The following is a 19,485-nucleotide window of genomic DNA, read 5'->3' as shown; positions in this document are numbered from 1 at the left end:
AGGAAGACAAAATTGACTTTAGATTTTAAAAAATTACAATTACCAACTGGAGAATTACTGACTGATGAAGCTACACGTAAAGATTACGGACAGAATAAATTCACACAAGAAATAATTAATGGTAATAAACCTGCTGCCGTAATTGTCGCTAAAAGCATTTCGGATGTACAAGCAACCGTTAAATTTGCCAATCAACAAAAAGTTGCTGTTACGGTTTACGGCAGTGGTACGTCAATTGTTAACGGCTCAGCTGGTCAAGATGGCGGCCTTGTCTTAAAACTGACAGAGCTTAACCGAATTATAGAAATAAATACTGCCGACCAAACAGCAGTAGTAGAAGCCGGCGTTTTAAACGGGACGTTGGACAAAGAAGTTCGTAAGCAAGGATATTTCTTTGCTCCTGATCCAGGTTCTAAACCAATTAGTACCGTTGGGGGAAATATTGCTACCAATGCCGGGGGAATGAGCTCATTAAAGTATGGAACAACAAAACAGTCAATACTAGGGCTTAAAGTTGTCTTAGCAGATGGAACAATTGTCGAAACTGGCGGAAAGTGTTTCAAAAACAATTCCGGTTATGATTTGACTGATTTGCTGGTTGGCTCTGAAGGAACGCTGGGAATCGTGGTAGAGGCAACCGTTCGCATTCTGCCGATTCCATTCGGCAACCCAACAACAGGTTTAGCAACTTTTCCCAATATGAAGACATTGAGCGTTGCCGTTGAAAAAATATCTGCTAGTGGCCTACGTCCTTCAATGTTAGAAGCTTTAAATAAAACTTCAATTGAAGCACTTGATGCTTTAGAGGGTACTAATATGGGTGAAAATGGAGCAGCCGCCCTCTTGATTTTCCAATTAGATGTAACTCCGGTTGGAGCATTAACCGCACTTAAAGAACTATTGGAGCAAAACAATGCTTTGCATGTTTCAGTAACTGAAGATCCACAATACGCCAAGAAAATTGTTAAAATTAGACAAGATTATTACCAAGCCGAAGCAGCTTATGGAAGGCTTATAGTCGAAGATGTGGCTGTGCCATTATCTAAATTACCGGAACTTGCAGAATTCGTTGATAATCTTAAGTTCACTTCACCAGTTAAAGCATTTTTAGGCGGTCATGCAGGAGATGGCAATTTCCACCCCAATATTGCAATTCCACAAGATGCTGCTGTAGTTCCTCAAGATGTCAAGAACGCTATCGAAAAAATTTTTGCGTTTGCACAGTCACTGGGTGGTACAATTTCAGCAGAACATGGAATTGGTGATTTGAAATATGGTTGGATTACTTCACAACTGGGACAAGACATCGTCACTTTACAGCGCAAAATCAAACACGTCTTTGATCCGAACAACATTTTGAACCCAGGACGCAAGGTTTAAAAAGTAATGTTTTTTATTTTTAGTGCAGTTTAATGGCTTCATTAGTGCGCTTGCGAGAGACACTAGTAATTATGAAAATTGACCAATAATAATCAAGCTCCCTCATACTTTTTTTATTCAAATTAGTATGAGAGAGCTTTTATTAATCTATTTGCATAGAGAATACGAGCTTGTTCATATTTTCTTTTACTTATCCAGAGAATGACGCTGTCCAATTTGAAATTCTTGTGAATTCTCAAACATGTATTGTACACTTAGCGGTTCACTGCCAGTCAGTTGTTCAAAATCCTTAGTAAAACTTGCCATTTTGTTTTCTCTTATCGCTTTACCAAACGTCACCATTCCATCTGAAGAAAATGGAGCTTCGGAATCTTTTTTGAATTTACCCTCGGTTGTTCGGGGAACACCCATTGCATCAAATACAGCATAATCTTCTTCATCGGAAATAAATTGATATTTAACTTGATTGCCGGTTTTTTGGTTGCCAATTTCAATGAACTCAGATATAGTCATTAGCTGCTTGCCATTTATATTCAAAACTTGCTGGTGCAGATCAGCCGCCAACAGAGCATAAGCAACTGCTTTGGCACAATCTTTTCTGGAAATGTAAGCCATTTTTCCTTCACCCTGATTATTTTTTAAAAGCGAGCCTTGCTGTACAAAGGTAAAGTAATTGGTTATCATCGCTTCAGCGTACTGTGAATTACGCAAAAAGATATAATCGAGACCGCTTTTCTTTATATAATCTTCTGTAAAAGCATGGTCGATCTTTTCAATACTTGGATTAGTTGGATCGTCAGCGTTAACCAGTGAAGTATAAACAATTTTTTTAACTCCGGCTGCTTTGGCTGCATCAATCACATTCTTATGAGCTCGTTGTCTTTTTTCTCCAACAAAAGGCATTGATATTAGAGCCAAAACATCTGCATTACCAAATTTTTCAGCCAGTCCCTGCAAGTTATTAAAATCAGTTTGTTGTGTCTTGACACCTTGTTTTTGGTAGTTAGCTAATACTTCAGTGTTGTAGCCGCAAAAAAGCAAGTTATCTTTATTAGTCAACTGCAACAATTCGGAAGCCGCCTGCGAACCTAAATTACCATCAACACCTGTAAGTATAATTTTTTTCATTTTAAAAATCCTCCTGACTTTTTACTAACTTCAATATAGGTGAAAATAATCACAAAGTCTAATATGGATTTTAGATAACATTATAGGTTTTTCCTATGGAACGATTTCTTTTGCCGCTTTTAAAAATAGTTTCCCTACTTGACTCAAATTCTCTTGTTTGTAAGCTAAAACGATCTTATATCTATGCGGGTTATCAACGATTGGAATTAATTTTATTAAGTTATTATTGAGATTCAAGGGATAATGCTCAGGGAAAAAACCCAGTAATTTCTTTTGCTGAATTAAAAGCAACTCACTTTCAACATCATCAGCTAAGTACGAAATTTGCGGATGATATTTTTTATCAAGTGACCGATTGAGCATTAACTGATAAGATTTTCCAATTTTTTGCGGACTTAACATTATTAATAAAGAACTATAGACTTGCTGCATAGTTAAAGAGCTCAAATTATAAAACGGGTGGTGACTACCAACCCCTGCCAAATATTTTCCTTGATCTAACGTCAATGTCTCAATATCTGATTCTTGATAAAATTCCGAATCAAATGTTATAGCAAAATCATATTTGTTTTGATTCAAGTATTTTGAAATATTACTTAAACTAACTTTCTCAATTTCAAAATTAAAATCCTGCTTTTTAGTAACTTTGTCTAATAGTTTATCCAGTAATTGAATATCCATAATCGATGAATATTGGATTCTAATTTTTCTTGTCGTACTCTTACGAACATTTTTTTCTAATATTTGAAATTGATTTAATAATTTTTCTGACTCAGTAAATAATACTTGCCCTTCTTTTGTTGGTTTAACAGGATTTTGAGAGCGATCAATTAATAAACAGTCAAAATAATTTTCCAACTGCTGAATTTGTTGTGAAATGCTTGTTTGTGCTACTAAATTTTTCTTACCAGCCGCAGTAAAACTTCCCAGCTTAACAACGTCAACAAAATATTTTAAAGAATTGAGATTCAACCTAACACCACCATTTCTATTTATCACTACAAGCTTAACACGCAAATATTTTAAAATAATTATTACCGTCAAGCATTAACCAGGTTTTTGCTATTAATTTAAGAGAACCACCTTATATTATATAGAACTTAACTTGCTTAGAAAACAGGTAGACTTCGCTTATGGATTAATTGCTTTTAGCCAACTTTTAATATGTAATTAAAACATTTTTTAAAAGTATCTTTTAAAAATGCTTTTTTGTGATATTATAATGATATCATATTGATAGGAGATGGTTTGAATGCTTTTTAAAAATCGTTGGTCTTGGGGAAGACAAATTTACTGGGGAGTTATGCTATTTTTACTTTTCTTCTTTTTGAGTCTGTTCTTTTACGATACTTCTTTAACTTTTAAAACAACAGCAAACTTTATTATTGCCATTGTTGCACTGCTAATTGCTTATTATGCTTTAGGATCGTTTAAAATTTTCAAAAAGAACTTGTTATGGACCCAATCATCATGGATCTGGAGATGGATCATACTGATTGTTGTGATTATCCTATTACTCGTCGAACAAGTTCCTACTAATATTCTTCAGGTTTTGCAAAGCAAATTTTTAATTTTAAACACGATGACTGCTTTAGCAGCTGCAATTCTAGAAGAAGCTATTTTTCGCGGGTTATTTTTTTCGGGTTTCTTGGGACATGCAATATACGAAAGCTCCACTTATAAATTAACTAAAGCTGCACTTTATTCCGCATTGATTTTCGGTTTTTTACATCTTGTTAATATTACTAGTATGGCTCCGCAGGCAGTTTTTGAGCAAATGGTTTATACGTTTGCCGCCGGAACATTTTTAGCAGTTTTACGCATCATTACTAACCGGCTTCTATGGGTAATTATTTTACATTTTCTTATTGATTGGAGTTCTTCAATATATGCACCTCACCTTAACAGCGGTAGTTGGGGCGACTTGCTGATAATCTTGGTACCATTATTTTTGGTTAGTATAGTTTATCTGATATACGCTGATAAATTGTTACTCAGACAAACAGCTTGATTACAATAGTTTAATTGCTATTAATAAATTCACCAAATGATGATAAATCAATAGCAGATGTTTTTTTATAATTTATAAGTGCATCAGAAAACTCCAATTTTCCAATTGGTTATTTTTCCACGTTAAAAATCGTCGATCAAATTCAATAAAATCATTTTTACGATAAAATTTACTGTTTTGTTCAGTGTTAGTATTAAAGGTCAGCAGCTTTCCCTTATGTTGCTTGATAAATGGTAAAACACCCTTTTTTAACATATCACTACCCAGATGCTGTCCTTGTAATTTCTGATTAACAACTAAATTAGCAAGATACCAATTAGGCTCGGTAATTTTTGTCCGTGCCGCTTCGGTTCGATCGACCAATTTAAGAAATGATGTGACTAAAAAAATATTTGCATGCTTAAAAATAGCTGCCCCACCGTTTCGTAAATATTCAATAATTCCAATTGATGGTATTTGTGGATTTTGCAGCATAGCTACTGAAACGATTCGACCAGCTTGAGTGCCAACTAAACACAAACGTCGTCTAATAAAAGTTTTAGCATAAATATGTTCTAGTGCAGTTAAAAAAGCAAAGTACTGATCATGAGATTTAAATTCAGTCCGTAAAATATGAAACAACGGATAATTTCGATAAGCTTGCGCGCACATTTCTGTAATTTGCTTTAATTCATTCATCTCGGCTTTTCGATATAAAATCATCTTGCTTTCCTCCATTCACTTACTTACTGTAACTTTATATTTATTATATCGGTAAGTTACCTAATTGAGAAACGCAAATACAACTTCAACGTCCATTAATAGACACTGAAGTTGTATTTGTCGTGTAGTTTTTTAAATTCTATAAAATTTTTGAAAGTAATACGCCGGCTCCCATCACAATACAATAGATTGAAAATGGTCCCATTGTATTGATTTCTTTACGATTAAACCAGTGCATTAAGAAATAAACACTTAAAAAGGCGAAAAATCCAGCAACAATTCCGCCAGTCAATGATAAACTCAAAAGACCTGCTGGATGATGGGCAATCATTTTCGGAATTTCCAAACCTGCTGCGCCAGCAATTACTGGTGTGGATAATAACATTGAAAACTTTGCTGATTCCTCATTTGATAACCCCATCCAAAAACCAGCTGTCATACTGGAACCAGAACGGGAAAAGCCTGGAATTAGAGCAAATGATTGAAAAACACCAATAATAATTGCCTGCCACCAATTCAGGTCCTCCAGACGTTTGCTTCCCTTTTTGCGTAATCGTTCACCAAGAAATAACAAAATACCATTTAATATTAAAAAGCTGGCTGCTGATACAACGTCGCTAAAGGCATTTGTAATATTTTTCTCGAAAATACCACCTAAAATAATAGCTGGAATCGTCCCACAGATAATTAACTTCAAAGTTTGTTTTGAATCACGTGCGTTAAAAATCGAACGAAAGATTTTAGCCCAGTCTTTCCGAAAATAAATTAAGAGTGCGATTGTCGTTCCGATATGCATCATTACTACAAACTCTAAAAAATTATGTTTCAAAAAACTAGGATCAAGCTGCCAACCAAATAAATACGGAACAATGACCGAATGTGCAACACTGCTAATTGGAAATAATTCTGAAATTCCTTGAACAATTGCTAAAATAATTGTTTGGAAAAAATTCATTTAAATGTCCTCCTCAACTGCTAGTTAATTGTAACTTGCCAAGGACAATTTTTAGATACTTATTAGTAATTCTTAAAACACTTTGCCAGATATTTAACAACTTAAGATAAATATCATATTTTGTTTCATAAATAAAGCATAACGATGAATTTAACTATATTATCATAATATACGATTGAATATTTAAATCATATAATAAACATCATTTATCGCGAATTTTAAATTAAGTCTTTTTCAATAAGGCCACAAAAAAACGCAAAATTGGGAAAAATTCCAATTTTGCGTTATCGAGATGCTTAAAATAGTTTTTCACTTGAGAATTGGTTAAATTTGTTGAGTATGCTTGGCAGCAAATTCAGCCGCTGATTGCTGATAAACCATTTTTCCAGTATTATCATAAAAAACAATTTTTCGCTTTTCGGGAAGATAGTGTAATCCGGTTTTCATTTTCCCAGTTTTTTGATCAAATAAGTAATCATGCTGATTAATTGTTTGTGGGCCAAAGACTTGTTTTCCGTCTGGAGCAAAATAGTAAGTTGCATTTGCAAGCTTGAATTCAGCAAAACCTGTTAACATAAAACCAGTTTGCTGACTGAAAAAATAATGATCTCCATTTATTGTTTGCCAACCAGTTTGCAATTGTCCTTGATTGTCAGTATAAATCATACCCTTGCCGAGTTTTTGCCAACCAGTTTGCATTGCACCGGTTTGAAAATCAAAGAAATAAGTCTTTTGATTAATTGTCCGAATCCCGGTTTGAAGCTTACCATCAGTTGGTTCAAAATAGTATTTCTTTGAGCCAATTGTTTGCCAGCCTTTTAGCAAAGTACCAGTTTGATTGTAATAAAAATTTCCTTGTCCAATTTGATACCAACCACTGGCAGGGATATTGTTTTCAAGTTCAAGCAATCGTTGTTGAGAATTAATTCCTAATAATTGAATAGTTCCTTGAGAGTCAATTTTAAACAAAATTTTACGTAATGGATCTAGTGAAACTTCTGATTGAGTCTGTGAGAAATTTTGATAGTTATCCAAGAAATTTTCTGCACTAAAATGATTTACTCGCAGGAAAATAGGATTCTCAAACGGATCATTATCCTTCAAAATGGTCCTAAAGGTTGCCCGCCAGAAATTACTCTGCCCCACTTGTTGTAATTGTCGTTGAATCAATTCATGCACCCAGGCAATTTCAGCATTCAACTCCTGCTGACTAGTTTTTGAGCTGAATGGTCGAACATGTTTAATTACACCTTTAGCTCGCATTTGGTTTAAATAGGCTGCCTGATTGGAACGAATTTTATCTGCTAATTTTAAATCAATATTGACTGTTTTATGATTTAATGGTGCAATTACCGTTGCCAACTTAGCAGTGGTCGCTTTCTTGGAATAAAAAACAATCGTTGCCGAACTGCTTGAGCTGGTAGAAATACTAGTTTGGGAACTAACTTGAGAAGTACTAGTTTTATTAGTTGTTGTTTGCTGAGTTGATGATGCTGGTGGTGCAATACTCTCGGTCTTTTCTGCCATTGATTTTGCAGCAGGCTGTGGCGTTTCGGTCGCCGCTGCTGAACTGCTCGTACCAGCAGTTGTGGTAGAACTTGAGTCATCACTTGAACTGACGATTGAAGTCGTCGAATTGCTTTCAGTTTCTTTATTAGACGAAGAGCTGTCTTCTGAATCTGCAGAACTTGAACTTGTCTGATTCTCGCTGCTGCTTGTTTCTGCACTGTTTTCAGTTCCTTTATTAGCAGAAGATGTACTTGCTGAATCCGCAGAACTTGAACTTGTCTGATTCTCGCTGTTGCTTGTTGCTGCACTGTTTTCAGTTCCTTTATCAGCAGAAGATGTACTTGCTGAATCTGCAGAACTTGAACTTGTCTGATTCTCACTGCTGCTTGTTTCTGCACTGCTTTCAGTTCCTTTATCAGCAGAAGACGTACTTGCTGAATCCGCAGAACTTGAACTTGTCTGGTCTTCACTGCTGCTTGTTGTCGAACTATCTATTGAATTGTCAGATGCTGAAGAATTGTTGACAGTCGCTTTTAAATAGCTTTGTTTTGAACTAGCTGCTGAATTATCGGTGATCGAACTTGCACTTGAACTGGTTGTCTGTATTCTGGCGGTTGTTTGATTTGCTGCATCAGCTAAAATATTGGGAATTTTGGCTTGATCAGCGGCAAAGCAAACTAAACTGACAGTTAATAAAATTCCACAGAAATTTAATTTAGTCTTCCGTTTAATATCGCTTCACCCCGCTTGTAAGTAATATATTATTATCTCTATTAATAATTTTATAACATTTTATTGTAATTTTAGATAACAAAAGATTAAAAATATATCTCAAAATGTCATCAATGTAACAAAAAAGCATTGATTTATTTTAATGTTACACATTAGCAACATAAAAACAAAATTAATGCTTAAAATTAGTCTTTTCGGACTAAATATCCAATTTTTGTTACGCTAAAATTTAAAAATGTCTATTCAAAAACCATTTGATTCGTGTAAAGATCATAATAGAAACCTTTTTCCGCTAACAACTGCTGATGATTCCCTTGTTCAATGATCTGACCGTCTTTCAAGACAATTATTTTGTCGGCTTCAACAATCGTTTTTAAACGATGCGCAATTACAAAACTTGTTCTACCGGCAATGACATTATCCATAGCTTGTTTAATTTTAGCTTCAGTCACCATATCTACATTTGAAGTAGCTTCATCCAAAATTAAAAAAGTCGGATCTGTTAGTAAAGTTCGCGCGATACTGACTAATTGTTTTTGCCCAACTGATAAAATTGAATTTTCTTCATCAACCTTGGTTTGATATTTATCAGGCAGGCTTTCAATGTACTCATGAATATGTGCCTGTTTAGCCGCTGCGATCATTTGTTGATCACTGGCATCTGGCTTACCAAACTTAATATTTTCAGCAATTGTTCCCGAAAATAAAATTGAGTCCTGCAAAACAATACCAATATTTCGCCGCAAAGCATGTAATTCAAAGTCACGAACATCAACATCATCAAAAAGAATATGACCATCTGTAACATCATAGAAACGATTTAATAAATTCATTACCGTCGTTTTCCCAGAACCGGTCGGCCCAACTAGTGCAATCATTTTGCCCTTAGCCACTTCAAGGTTAATCCCGTGCAAAATTTCATTTTCTTTATCATATCCAAAATGGACATTTTCCAATTTCACACCGGTATTTATTTGTGTTAACTGTTTTCCGGCAGAGTTAACATGTTCTTCCGGTTGTTTAAGAACACGCAGCAACCGTTTCGCCCCAGTCATTGCTAGTTGAAGCATTGAATACATTGATGTAATTTGGGTAATTGGTTGAAAATATTGTTGTGAATATTGAACAAAAGTTACAACTAAACCTAAACCAACCGCTTGTCCGACCTCACCATTTACAACCATCCATGAACCATAAGCAATTACGATCGCTAAGTTCAAGAGTGAAAATCCCTGCATCAGTGGGAAGAGAATACCTGAATAAAACTGTCCCTTAAAAGTTGCTTGCCGGACATTCTCGTTTAAACGGTTAAATTCACGGATTGATTGTTCTTGCAAGCCATTAGTGATAATTATTTTTTCTCCGTTAATTTGTTCGTTAATGTAACCATTTAATTTGCCAATTTCTTCTTGCTGGCGATCAATATAATATCGTGCTTTGCGAATAATGAAATAGGCAATTATAATTACCACTGGTGTTGAAGCAACCGTAGCCAAAGCCAGCTTAACATTGAGTGAAAACATCATCCAGATCACGCCAACATACAGAACCACCTGGGTAATCAGTTCAAAAATAGCTTGATTCATCGCATTGAAAATATTATCCAAATCCGAGGTAAACAATGATAAAAGTTTACCATCCTGATGACGATCAAAATAACTGATGGTCAGCCGCTGCAGCTTACCAAACAAACCGCGTTGCATTTGATTAGTTGACAGAGCATTGATTCTTGATGTCCACCAGCTCGAAATCAACATAGTGAACGCAGACAATAGATAAAAAATAAAAATCAGCCAAAGGATATGATAAAAACTATTTAGGGATGCTTGTTGCCGCGTCAAGGGATTTAGATAAGCCGTCAAATACTTACTGAGACTAGTCATTGCCTTGCCGAGATAAACAGGAGCTTCAATCTGCGCCCAAGTTGAAATTATCGTTAAAGTTACGATCAGCAGCAAGCCTTTCCAATACGGTTTTAAATAATGTTTAAAATAGGCTAATGGTTCACGAAAGCTCTGCATTTTCAACTCTCCCTTCTTTGGCAAGTTGCGCCGCATAAATTTCTTGGTAAACTGATGAATTCTTAACCAGCTCTTGGTGCGTTCCGACTGCAACTAATTTTCCTTGATCAAGAACTAAAATCTGATCAGCTTTGATCACTGAAGAAATTTTTTCTGAAATCATGAAAACAGTTGTTGCTTTCATCTCTGTCGCAAGCGCCTGCTGAACCAATTGCTCTGATTGAGCATCCAATGCTGAAGTTGAATCATCCAAAATTAAAATAGGCGGTTTGCTAATAATTCCGCGAGCAATTGAAAGTCGCTGCTTTTGCCCACCGGAAAAATTAGCTGATCGTTCTTCTACATAATGTTTGACACCATCAGGATAATTCATTACAAATTCAGCTGCTTGCGAAACTTTAAGTGCCCAGTTCATTTCGGCATGAGAAGCGTCCTTTTTTCCCTGCTTCAAATTGTCTTCAATCGTTCCAGAGAACAAAACAGCTTTTTGCAAGACGAAACTAACTGTTTGCCGCAACACCTCACTAGGTATTTCCCGCAAATCATGGTTTGAAAATTGGACTGAACCGGAACTTGGATCGTATAAACGAGCAATCAGTTGCGCCAAAGTTGTTTTACCGGAACCAGTTGAACCAACAATTCCAATAAAACTACCGGCTGCGGCTTTAAAAGAAATATTTTTCAGTGCTAATTCAGTAGCACCGGGATAAGCAAAACTCACATCTTTAAATTCGACCTCACCATTTAATTGCTGAATATCAGCCTGGGTCGAATACTTCAGAGCCGGTTTTTCTTCCAGCACCTCTTTGACCCGGTTTAAAGAGATCATCCCTCTAGAAAACATTGTCATAGTCATTGCTCCAATAATAATTGCAAACATTAACTGCATCAAGTATGAGATAAACGATGCAATTGCTGCCAAATCATGGGGATGTTGAACAATGCTCGTGCCGATAAAATAAACAGCCAATAATATCATAATATTTGAAATCAAGGTAAAGCCCGGGATCATTAAGGCAAACAAATAACCGATCGTTAAGTTGAGATCTCTAAGTTGATTGGCTGTTTTCGCAAACTTTTGTGTCTCGTTTTCTTCTTGGTTAAAAGATTTTACCACCCGAATTCCTTGCATCGATTCTTTGGCAACGTTATTCATCCGTTCCAGCCATGTTTGGAAACGACTAAATAAATTGCCCATTTTTGAAAACACAAGTGCAGATAGAGCAACAATCAGAATAACCATCAAAATTTCAATCCACCATAAGCGCGGGATGGTCATGATTCCTAAAATAAACGCCCCTAAAAACAAAATTGGAATACGCAAAATTTGTGTCAGTAACGTCATCACTAAGTTTAAAATCTGATTTAAATCATTGATCAATCTAACAACTAAGCTGCCAGTCGAAAATTTTTCGATATTTCCAAAAGAAAATTGCTGAATCTGGCGATAAGTATCGGCTCGCAAACCGGCAGTGACTGCTTGAGCTGTTTTAGCTGCAAAAAAAGTACCTGAAATACCGGCAATGATTCCGACGACCGCTAAGACGATCAGTTGGATTCCGTATTCAAAAACTTGCCCGCGATTATTGGCGATAATCGCATTCATGATAACTTGCAGTAATTTAGGCTGCCATAAAGTATTACCGGCTAGAATAATTACCGAAATGACTGCTCCCAAAATCGAAAGCAGATTTTTTCTGAAATAAGGTTTTAATATTCCCATGATTAATTACACTCCTGAATTTAATTACTACGCTAAACGTATATTATTTTCACTTCAGACAGATTTAAACTGCCGCGAAGATTTAAGCGCTCGGTCAGCACTTCATGCGCTGGTTTATTCTCCTCCTTGATCTCACTTAAGATATTATCAATATTAATTGCAACATCCCATTCTTTAGGTACGTATAATCGGATTTCACTAAGCGTGCTGTTAATAATTAGAGTAGCTTGATGATTTTGCAGTTCGGTTTGATTAAAGTACAACCTAAGCGTGGCAAGAGTGACATTGGTTTTTATGCGCTGCAAATGATCAGTTTTGACATAGCGAATACTACTGGACATCCGCTCGTTAATAATTATTTTTTCATCGGAGTTAATCGCTTGTTTAGCATCATCATAATTTTTCCCTCCAAGCTTGCTCCATCCGAATGAATATTTGAAAAACGAATGAAATATCAACGATAAACCAATATCGATTAACAAGGCTGTTACTAAAATGGTCCACGGAACCAATTTTTCAATTCCCAGTTCTGAGGCATAGATCATGCAAAGAAAGGCAATTGAAAAGATACTTTCTGTCAAACGTCGATGAACTAATCCTTGAATTAAAGTAACTCCAAAAAAGATGGTAAGGATAATTGTCCAGATTTCAAAGTGAAATGAAATGATTTCTAACTTATTCAAAATAAGTAATACGGCTAATCCCAGCAATCCAACGCCGGTAATAAGTTTTCTTGTTCGCATAGACTACAGCTCCTTACTGTCGAGTGTATCTTTTAATTTTTTGAAATATTTACGAGAAACATAAACTTGTTTATATGTATTTTGAAATTCTACCAAATTATTTGTCAACGAGTGGGTTAAGCCAAAGATTTGATCAGTATTAAGAATAGTTGATTTGGAAACCCGCATAAAATTGGCAGGCAGTAATTTTTCAAGTTCATATAGTTTAAAATGCGTATCATAGACAGCCGAGCTAGTATGTGCTTGAATGAAACGACCGCTTGTTTCAAAAAAAAGCAGCTCATTGCAATTAACATAATAAGTTGTCTCTCCTTGAAATAATTTGAGTTTCATTTTCTTATTTTTTTCAGCAATGACATCATATAAATAATTGATTTCTTGCTCGTCAATTTTGGGAGTTCGAACAATGACTTCTGTTTCACTAAGCTGAGGATCGATCTCAACTTTAATTTTCATCTGTTTGGCCTCCTCTCATTGCTATTAAGTAAACCATAATTTTGCAGTTATGAAAATATTTAGCGCGCAAGTGGTTAGTTTTTCAGTATAAGAGGTCTTAATTTACTGTTTTAAAAGTAAGTAAAAAGCCACAGCAGTTTTGAACTGCCTTAAAATTGTCAGCTTATCTCCGATAACTTTAGGGTACTTCACATCTTGTGCTCTGGCTTTTTAAAGTTTCATGTTTGTTAGTAAATTGAATTGAATTTAAAATTCAGGAAACCAAATTTTTATTTCCTTTTCAGCGGCAGCAATTCCATCAGAACTGTGCACAACATTGCGCAAATTGCCATCCTCGGATTCATGACCAAAATCACCCCGGATAGTCCCAGGAGCTGCTTCGGTTGGATTCGTTTTTCCTGCCATTTTGTGAAAGGCATTGATGATATTAACACCAGTTGCAATAATAGCAACAATCGGTCCTTCTTTCATATATGACTCAATGTCGCCAAAATAAGGTTTATCAATTTTTTCGGAATAATGAGCTTTCAACTTTTCGTCAGTTGCTTGTGTTACTTTTAAAGCTGTAATCTGATAGCCCCTGCGTTCGATTCGCGCAATAATTTCACCAACATGTCCTGCAGCAACTCCATCAGGCTTAATCAGAATTAATGTTCTCTCTTTTGCCATTTTCATTCCTCCAAACTAGAATTCAATACATTTTAATTTTCCAGCTTTATAGTTAAAAAAGCAAGACCTGATTTAAAAACATTACCATTTTTAAATCAAAAAAATTATTATTCAGTACTTTTTTTACTAAATTGGCTGTGTCTAATTAAAAAGAATTGTTTTTCAGAATTTGTTCAAAGTTGGTGCCCAATGATTAATTGGACCGAACTTATGACCAACGGCTATTTCCTGCTTGATAGCTGTGTTGACATAATCTTTAGCAATGCGAATAGCTTTTTCAATGTCTGTTCCTTTAGCTATCTCAGCTGCAATACATGCTGATAAAGAGTCACCAGTTCCATTGATATGTGTTGTTGGATAATAACGGTCAGTCAGCCAAAAGCTTTTACCGGATGCCAACAAAACAAAATCTTTAACTGTTGTTTGCTGCGGATCATGATGGGAGCCCTTTGCAACTACATTTTTTGCACCAAGTTCTTGTAGTTTATGAGCAGCTTTTTCCAAATCAACATCAGTTTTAATCTGCATTCCCGTCAACTTTTCCGATTCATAAAAGTTAGGCGTAAGTACGGTTGCCAGTGGGATCAATAATTTACGCAAAGTATCAACTGCTTGTTCTTCCAACAACTGGTTGCCGTGCTTGGTCATAATCACTGGATCGACTACTAATGGTCCAAAAGCATATTTTTGATAATCAGCAACAACTTCTTTGATCAGTTCGGTATCAGCAAGCATGCCGGTTTTAGCAGCTTTTACTTTAAAATCAGCTGCGGTATCTGCAAATTCTTGGCGAATAAAGTCAAGCGGTAAAGTAGCACTGGCATGAATTCCATATGAATTACCAGCAACGCAAGCTGTCATTATCGAAATTCCGTACACTTTCCTTGTGAAAAAAGTTTCAAGATCAGCCTGCATTCCAGCACTACCATCACTATCTGAACCAGCAATTGTCATTACTTGAGGATACTCATTCACCATAAAATCACCTTTCTTGTTAACTACTAAAGTAAACCATTCATGATTAAAATAATAATTACTTACTTGGACGACCAATCAAATTAGTTCCAACAGTAAGTAAAATTATTGTACCCAGTATAGCATAACTAACCAACAAAATTGTTTATTTTCAATAAGTATTACGTTTTAAAAAACAATTTAACACAACTTAATTTAAAATTTCATAATTCTTTTTGATGCTCAAATTTAAATATCGGTACAATTAGTAACGCCAGCAATGCTCCCCAAAACATGGTACTGTAAATATTCAAAAAAGCTGCCGTCAACTGTTGTTTAAGTTTTGTTTTTATACGATGAATTAACTGTGCCAATTGTTGCTTAAAATGCTGTTCTTGTTGGCGGATAGCTGATTTAACATTTTTTTCAACGGTTTGCTTTATTTGGACTTTAACGATCTTAGGAATCTTTGTTGGAAGTAACTTATTTTTTTGACTAAATAGTTCTAGTTGTTGCTGATAGGCTTGTTTAACCAACTTTTGTTGCGCTGTTTTACTTATTTGTGGCCGAACAGTTTTAAATTGCTGACCATTTTGTTCAAGCTGAGTATTATTGGGAGCCAATCGTTTTTTTATTTTAGCGGTCAATAAATTTTTTTGCTTAGAAGAGAAATGTAATATCTGTATTTGCTGCTTAGCATAATTAAATGTATGCTTTTTAGCTGTTGAAATATTAGCGGATAAAGCAGCTGTAAAAATCGCGATCGCCAGCACCATTCCGACTTGGCGCAAAACATTCGCTACACTTTGCGAAGCCGTTAATTTACTACCGTGAAAATCGGCAACCGCTAGAATATTAGCAGTTGCGGCGACCAAACCATAACCGATGCCCAAAATGATATCAGCAATGATCAACTGATGATAATTGTCAGTGACCTTTAAATTTCCTAAAAGATAATAACTAAGTGCAATGGTCAAAAAACCAAGGCTGATCAGCAGCTTGTTATTAATTCTTTTAATAACTAACGAAGTCGCAATTACGGAAAACATTACAGCTAATGAATATGGCGTAATCAATAGTGCAGCTTTTAATTCACTCTCTCCTTGAACGCGTGTCAAAAAGGTTGGAATCAAAACTGCCATGCCGCCAAGAAAATAATTACATAAAACTAATGCCAAGCTGGCTCCATTAAAATTACGGCTTTTAAAAAGAGTCAAATCAATCATTGGATTCTTTTGGCTCTTCTCCCAAAACAGGAAGCCAATTAATAATAAGGCGGCACCGCCCAAAAGCAGGATAATCGGCAATGATTGCCAGCCCCATTTGTTACCTTGGATCAATCCCAGCGACAAACAAAACAGCATTGTCATACTTAATACAGCTCCCAACCAATCAATTGACGTTTTGTTAGTTAATTCATGTTTTAGTGAAAAAGCACGGAAAAACAATAGTAAATCTAAAACTACTAAAGGAAGATTTATTAAAAATACCCAACGCCAGCCCCAAAACTCTGCAATAACTCCACCGATCGCCGGTCCAAGAGCTACTGCTAATCCTTGAACACCAGCTAAAGCAGCAACAATTTTATTTCGATTAGCTTGTGTACTGTGCTCAAGTCCAATCACCATACTAGTCGGAATAATTCCGGCAGCTCCGATACTTTGAATTGCTCGTGCAAGCAGCATCCATTTTAAATCAGGAGCCAAACCTGATAACAAGGATCCTATGCCAAAAACTATCAAACTGCCAAAAACAAATTTATTTCGTCCAATTCGCTCAGCCAAGCCACCAAATGGAATAATCAAAGCCGCAAAAAAGATTGTGTAAATATTTAGTGCCCACGATAAACTAGTCAAACTTTCATTAAAAGCTGACTGTAATTTCGGTAAAATAATTGTCATGATAGAAGTATCCATCATACATAATAAATTTCCTAGTAACAAAACTGGTAAAAAATACTTTTTTTGTTTGTTCATTGTAATAAAGCCCTCCAGATTACTCTTTAAGGCTAGCATGCTAAGCCATTTTGGCACAACAGAGTCACAAGTGCGCACGTGTGACATCTCTGCTAAAATTTATTATAATAGTTACTGAATGATAAAACTAGCCAATTTGGTTAAGTGCTACATTGGAAATACTATTGTGACATGGAGGAATAATTTAAAATGAATGGACAAGAACGATTAGCAATGCAGTCGCGAACATGGTTGTTAGAAGCACTGTTTACTTTGATGCAACAGCAAAATTATAATGAGATCACAGTTAAAGAAATAGCTGAACAAGCGCAATTATCACGCCGGACCTTCTATCGCTCTTTTAAAAGTAAAGATCTATTGCTGGATTATTACGCTGATCAGCTGATTAAAAAATATATTGCGCAGTTACAAAGTCTGGAAATATCAAAAATGAATTTTGAGCAGGTTTTAATAGTATTTTTTGAATTTTGGTGGCCAGAACGTGAGAAAATTCGAATTTTGATCAATCAAAATCTATTTATTTTCTTTTTGTCCAGAATGTCACCTCAGGCCAGCAATCTATACCGAGATTTTAAAGCTCCTTGGCATATCGAAGGCAGCGCAACTGAGATCGAATATATTATGAGCTTCTCAGTTGGTGGGTTTTGGAATATTTTAAATACTTGGTTGGCCAAGAAACAACCTGAAGAACCACAAATTATGGTGCAAACACTGTTGAAAGGTCTAAATAAAATCAGTCAGCATTGATTCACAGCTTTCGTTCCATCATGATATCGGTTGTTACGAAATTTGCTTTTTGGTAAACGTGCACTGCTCGTTGATTTCCGCCAAAAACATGCAAACGAATTTTGGTAAAACCATGTTGTTGTGCAAACTTACAACTTAAATTAATTGCTTGGGTACCCAAACCTTGATTTTGAAAGGCTGGTAAAATTTCAAAATCATATATATAAGCGGTTGCTGGTTCTTGAGTAACTCTTGCTAACCAAAGATTGCCAACAACATCAGCTGACATAATAATTTTCAGAAGATAATTAGCCGGTGTGGCAGCGCCTTGTGGTAATAGACGCTGAAATTCGGCAGCTGCTTGTTTCTCAGCAGTTGCCGATGACCAAGTAGCAACACGAATTTTTTCTTGAGCGTATTTTTTGATCGATGATTCACAATACGTTTTAAATTCTTTTGAATCCATTTTTCTTAGTTTGATAACACTTCACTTCATTCCGTTAGTTAATTAGTTTATGAATTAAGCATAAATTCAAGATGATTGCCAGCATTATAAACAGTAAGGGTGTAATGACTTTGACTAGCCAAGTATAAAATAAATTTTTTCTAATTCATGCAATCTAAAAGAGATTGAAAATAAAGCAGTAATTCTTACCTATTGTTACAAATTACTACTGCAAATTATTAATGATTTTTTGATAATTACTTTCAAGATTTCCATTTAATAGTCGATCATTAGCAGTCAAACAATCTTGTTCACGCCACCATTTTTGCAGTAAAATAACGGAAAAGGGTTGCTCTTTTAGTGAATTAAAAGAAACTGTTTTTTCAAATGAGTAGTCAAGATAATAAATTAGTTTTTGGTCATTAAAATAAATCATCGCCTGCTTTAGCATCTCACCATAAACATCCTTACGTAAAATTCCTTCAAGAATTGTTAGTGAGTAATGCTGACTGCCAAATTTGAGCAGTGTATCTAACAAATCAACTGCCGGTGAAGCAACGTGATCATCTGCGTGCAACAAATTCCGGCGTAATTTATCTTGCTGCAGCAGTAAGCAGCTCTCTGTTCCCAAAAACTGCTGGAGTTTTTGGGCCAAGGTCGATTTTCCACTGCCAGAATTCCCGCGAATAAGAATCAAACTACTTAACATTTTTGATTTTTCTCCTATTTGTCTTTTATTTGCTGCCATTCGGTTCTTAAAATTCCATATTTAACTGAATCCCAATATTGATTTTGCCAGTATCTGACTTGACGGACTTGCGCTTCTTTTTTCATACCAAGCTTTTCTGCCAATCCCAGCATACGATAATTGCCGGACCAAGTTGTTAGTCCAATGTGTGGCAAATCAGTCTCTCGAAATAATTGATCCAGCCATAATTTTAATGAATAATAACCAATATGTTGTCGCCAAGTAGCTGACTGATAAAGACAAATGCCAATTTCAAGCCAACGTTTTAAATCACCATCAACATAACGCGCTGAAACCATTCCAACCATTTGATTATCTACCCAAATAATTTTTTTAAATGGATTAATTAAATAGTCTTTGCTACTGATTCCTTGGATAAATTCAAGTTTATTAGGTAATGACTCGGCAAAATAAGGCCCATTCCAATTGATCCATTCCGCTTCAGTATCACTAAAAGCTAGTTGCCAAAATTTCGCCAACTCTGCTTGCTTTAATTGCCGTAATTCAATTTTCAATTTATTAATTTGCGTTAAGTTCCCCTCCCCCATCTATTACTACCGTAAAGTGGTCAATATCTCTTTTTCATATTTTAGCATTTTTTATTTAT

Annotated in this window: 19 protein-coding genes; 3 read left to right on the top strand and 16 right to left on the bottom strand. The window is 35.5% G+C overall.

Annotated features, from left to right (window positions below; genetic code table 11):
• The first annotated feature begins 12 nt into the window (after nt 1-12).
• Complete coding sequence (locus FC89_RS09635) at nt 13-1,380, top strand: FAD-binding oxidoreductase (protein WP_057872348.1); 1,368 nt, start codon at nt 13-15, stop codon at nt 1,378-1,380.
• A gap of 186 nt (nt 1,381-1,566) precedes the next feature.
• Here FC89_RS09635 and FC89_RS09630 read toward each other — a convergent pair whose 3' ends face one another.
• Both FC89_RS09630 and FC89_RS09625 read right to left on the bottom strand, forming a co-directional pair.
• On the bottom strand, nt 1,567-2,508 hold the full coding sequence (locus tag FC89_RS09630; protein ID WP_057872347.1) for an NmrA family NAD(P)-binding protein: 942 nt from the start codon (nt 2,506-2,508) through the stop codon (nt 1,567-1,569).
• 93 nt (nt 2,509-2,601) lie between these two features.
• Nucleotides 2,602-3,480, bottom strand: coding sequence for a LysR family transcriptional regulator (locus tag FC89_RS09625; RefSeq protein WP_057872346.1), 879 nt, complete (start codon nt 3,478-3,480; stop codon nt 2,602-2,604).
• Nucleotides 3,481-3,760: 280 nt separating this feature from the next.
• Here FC89_RS09625 and FC89_RS09620 point away from each other — a divergent pair, with 280 nt between their 5' ends.
• A complete protein-coding gene (locus tag FC89_RS09620) occupies nt 3,761-4,519 on the top strand; it encodes a CPBP family intramembrane glutamic endopeptidase (protein ID WP_057872345.1) in 759 nt (252 codons plus the stop codon).
• A 72-nt stretch (nt 4,520-4,591) separates the two neighbouring features.
• Here FC89_RS09620 and FC89_RS09615 read toward each other — a convergent pair whose 3' ends face one another.
• From FC89_RS09615 to FC89_RS09565, 11 genes are all read right to left on the bottom strand, one after another.
• Nucleotides 4,592-5,221, bottom strand: a complete 630-nt coding sequence (locus FC89_RS09615) for an N-acetyltransferase (protein ID WP_057872344.1) — start codon at nt 5,219-5,221, stop codon at nt 4,592-4,594.
• Between the two features lie 139 nt (nt 5,222-5,360).
• On the bottom strand, nt 5,361-6,176 hold the full coding sequence (locus tag FC89_RS09610) for an undecaprenyl-diphosphate phosphatase (protein WP_057872343.1): 816 nt from the start codon (nt 6,174-6,176) through the stop codon (nt 5,361-5,363).
• A gap of 324 nt (nt 6,177-6,500) precedes the next feature.
• Entirely contained in the window at nt 6,501-7,439 is a 939-nt protein-coding gene (locus FC89_RS09605) for an N-acetylmuramoyl-L-alanine amidase family protein (RefSeq protein WP_338040053.1), read from the bottom strand.
• Between the two features lie 86 nt (nt 7,440-7,525).
• Nucleotides 7,526-8,083, bottom strand: coding sequence for a hypothetical protein (locus tag FC89_RS12955; RefSeq protein ID WP_057872341.1), 558 nt, complete (start codon nt 8,081-8,083; stop codon nt 7,526-7,528).
• 573 nt (nt 8,084-8,656) lie between these two features.
• Nucleotides 8,657-10,438, bottom strand: a complete 1,782-nt coding sequence (locus tag FC89_RS09595) for an ABC transporter ATP-binding protein (protein WP_057872340.1) — start codon at nt 10,436-10,438, stop codon at nt 8,657-8,659.
• Nucleotides 10,422-12,161 (bottom strand): ABC transporter ATP-binding protein, encoded by a 1,740-nt coding sequence (locus FC89_RS09590; RefSeq protein ID WP_057872339.1) that lies wholly within the window; start codon nt 12,159-12,161, stop codon nt 10,422-10,424. Before FC89_RS09590 ends, FC89_RS09595 begins: the two co-directional genes overlap by 17 nt.
• 32 nt (nt 12,162-12,193) lie before the next feature.
• On the bottom strand, nt 12,194-12,904 hold the full coding sequence (locus tag FC89_RS09585) for a LiaF transmembrane domain-containing protein (protein WP_057872338.1): 711 nt from the start codon (nt 12,902-12,904) through the stop codon (nt 12,194-12,196).
• Nucleotides 12,905-12,907: 3 nt separating this feature from the next.
• A complete protein-coding gene (locus FC89_RS09580) occupies nt 12,908-13,360 on the bottom strand; it encodes a LytTR family DNA-binding domain-containing protein (protein WP_057872337.1) in 453 nt (150 codons plus the stop codon).
• Between the two features lie 246 nt (nt 13,361-13,606).
• Nucleotides 13,607-14,029, bottom strand: coding sequence for a nucleoside-diphosphate kinase (ndk, locus tag FC89_RS09575; RefSeq protein ID WP_057872336.1), 423 nt, complete (start codon nt 14,027-14,029; stop codon nt 13,607-13,609).
• A gap of 162 nt (nt 14,030-14,191) precedes the next feature.
• Nucleotides 14,192-15,007, bottom strand: coding sequence for a bifunctional hydroxymethylpyrimidine kinase/phosphomethylpyrimidine kinase (gene thiD / locus FC89_RS09570; RefSeq protein WP_057872374.1), 816 nt, complete (start codon nt 15,005-15,007; stop codon nt 14,192-14,194).
• Between the two features lie 200 nt (nt 15,008-15,207).
• The gene (locus FC89_RS09565) at nt 15,208-16,959 is read right to left on the bottom strand and encodes an MFS transporter (protein ID WP_057872335.1); all 1,752 of its coding nucleotides are present in this window, start codon (nt 16,957-16,959) and stop codon (nt 15,208-15,210) included.
• A gap of 189 nt (nt 16,960-17,148) precedes the next feature.
• Here FC89_RS09565 and FC89_RS09560 point away from each other — a divergent pair, with 189 nt between their 5' ends.
• Nucleotides 17,149-17,706 (top strand): TetR/AcrR family transcriptional regulator, encoded by a 558-nt coding sequence (locus FC89_RS09560; RefSeq protein WP_057872334.1) that lies wholly within the window; start codon nt 17,149-17,151, stop codon nt 17,704-17,706.
• A gap of 1 nt (nt 17,707) precedes the next feature.
• Here the strand turns inward: FC89_RS09560 and FC89_RS09555 are convergent, their stop codons facing one another.
• From FC89_RS09555 to FC89_RS09545, 3 genes are all read right to left on the bottom strand, one after another.
• Nucleotides 17,708-18,151 carry a GNAT family N-acetyltransferase gene (locus FC89_RS09555; RefSeq protein ID WP_057872333.1) on the bottom strand — a complete coding sequence of 148 codons (444 nt, stop codon included), beginning with the start codon at nt 18,149-18,151 and terminating at the stop codon, nt 17,708-17,710.
• 205 nt (nt 18,152-18,356) lie between these two features.
• Nucleotides 18,357-18,839 (bottom strand): AAA family ATPase, encoded by a 483-nt coding sequence (locus tag FC89_RS09550; protein ID WP_057872332.1) that lies wholly within the window; start codon nt 18,837-18,839, stop codon nt 18,357-18,359.
• A gap of 14 nt (nt 18,840-18,853) precedes the next feature.
• Nucleotides 18,854-19,426, bottom strand: coding sequence for a GNAT family N-acetyltransferase (locus tag FC89_RS09545; RefSeq protein WP_235804411.1), 573 nt, complete (start codon nt 19,424-19,426; stop codon nt 18,854-18,856).
• Nucleotides 19,427-19,485: the final 59 nt, after the last annotated feature.

This window comes from Liquorilactobacillus ghanensis DSM 18630, assembly GCF_001435235.1.
Lineage (GTDB): Bacteria > Bacillota > Bacilli > Lactobacillales > Lactobacillaceae > Liquorilactobacillus > Liquorilactobacillus ghanensis.
This window is presented reverse-complemented; position numbering and strand designations above follow the sequence as displayed.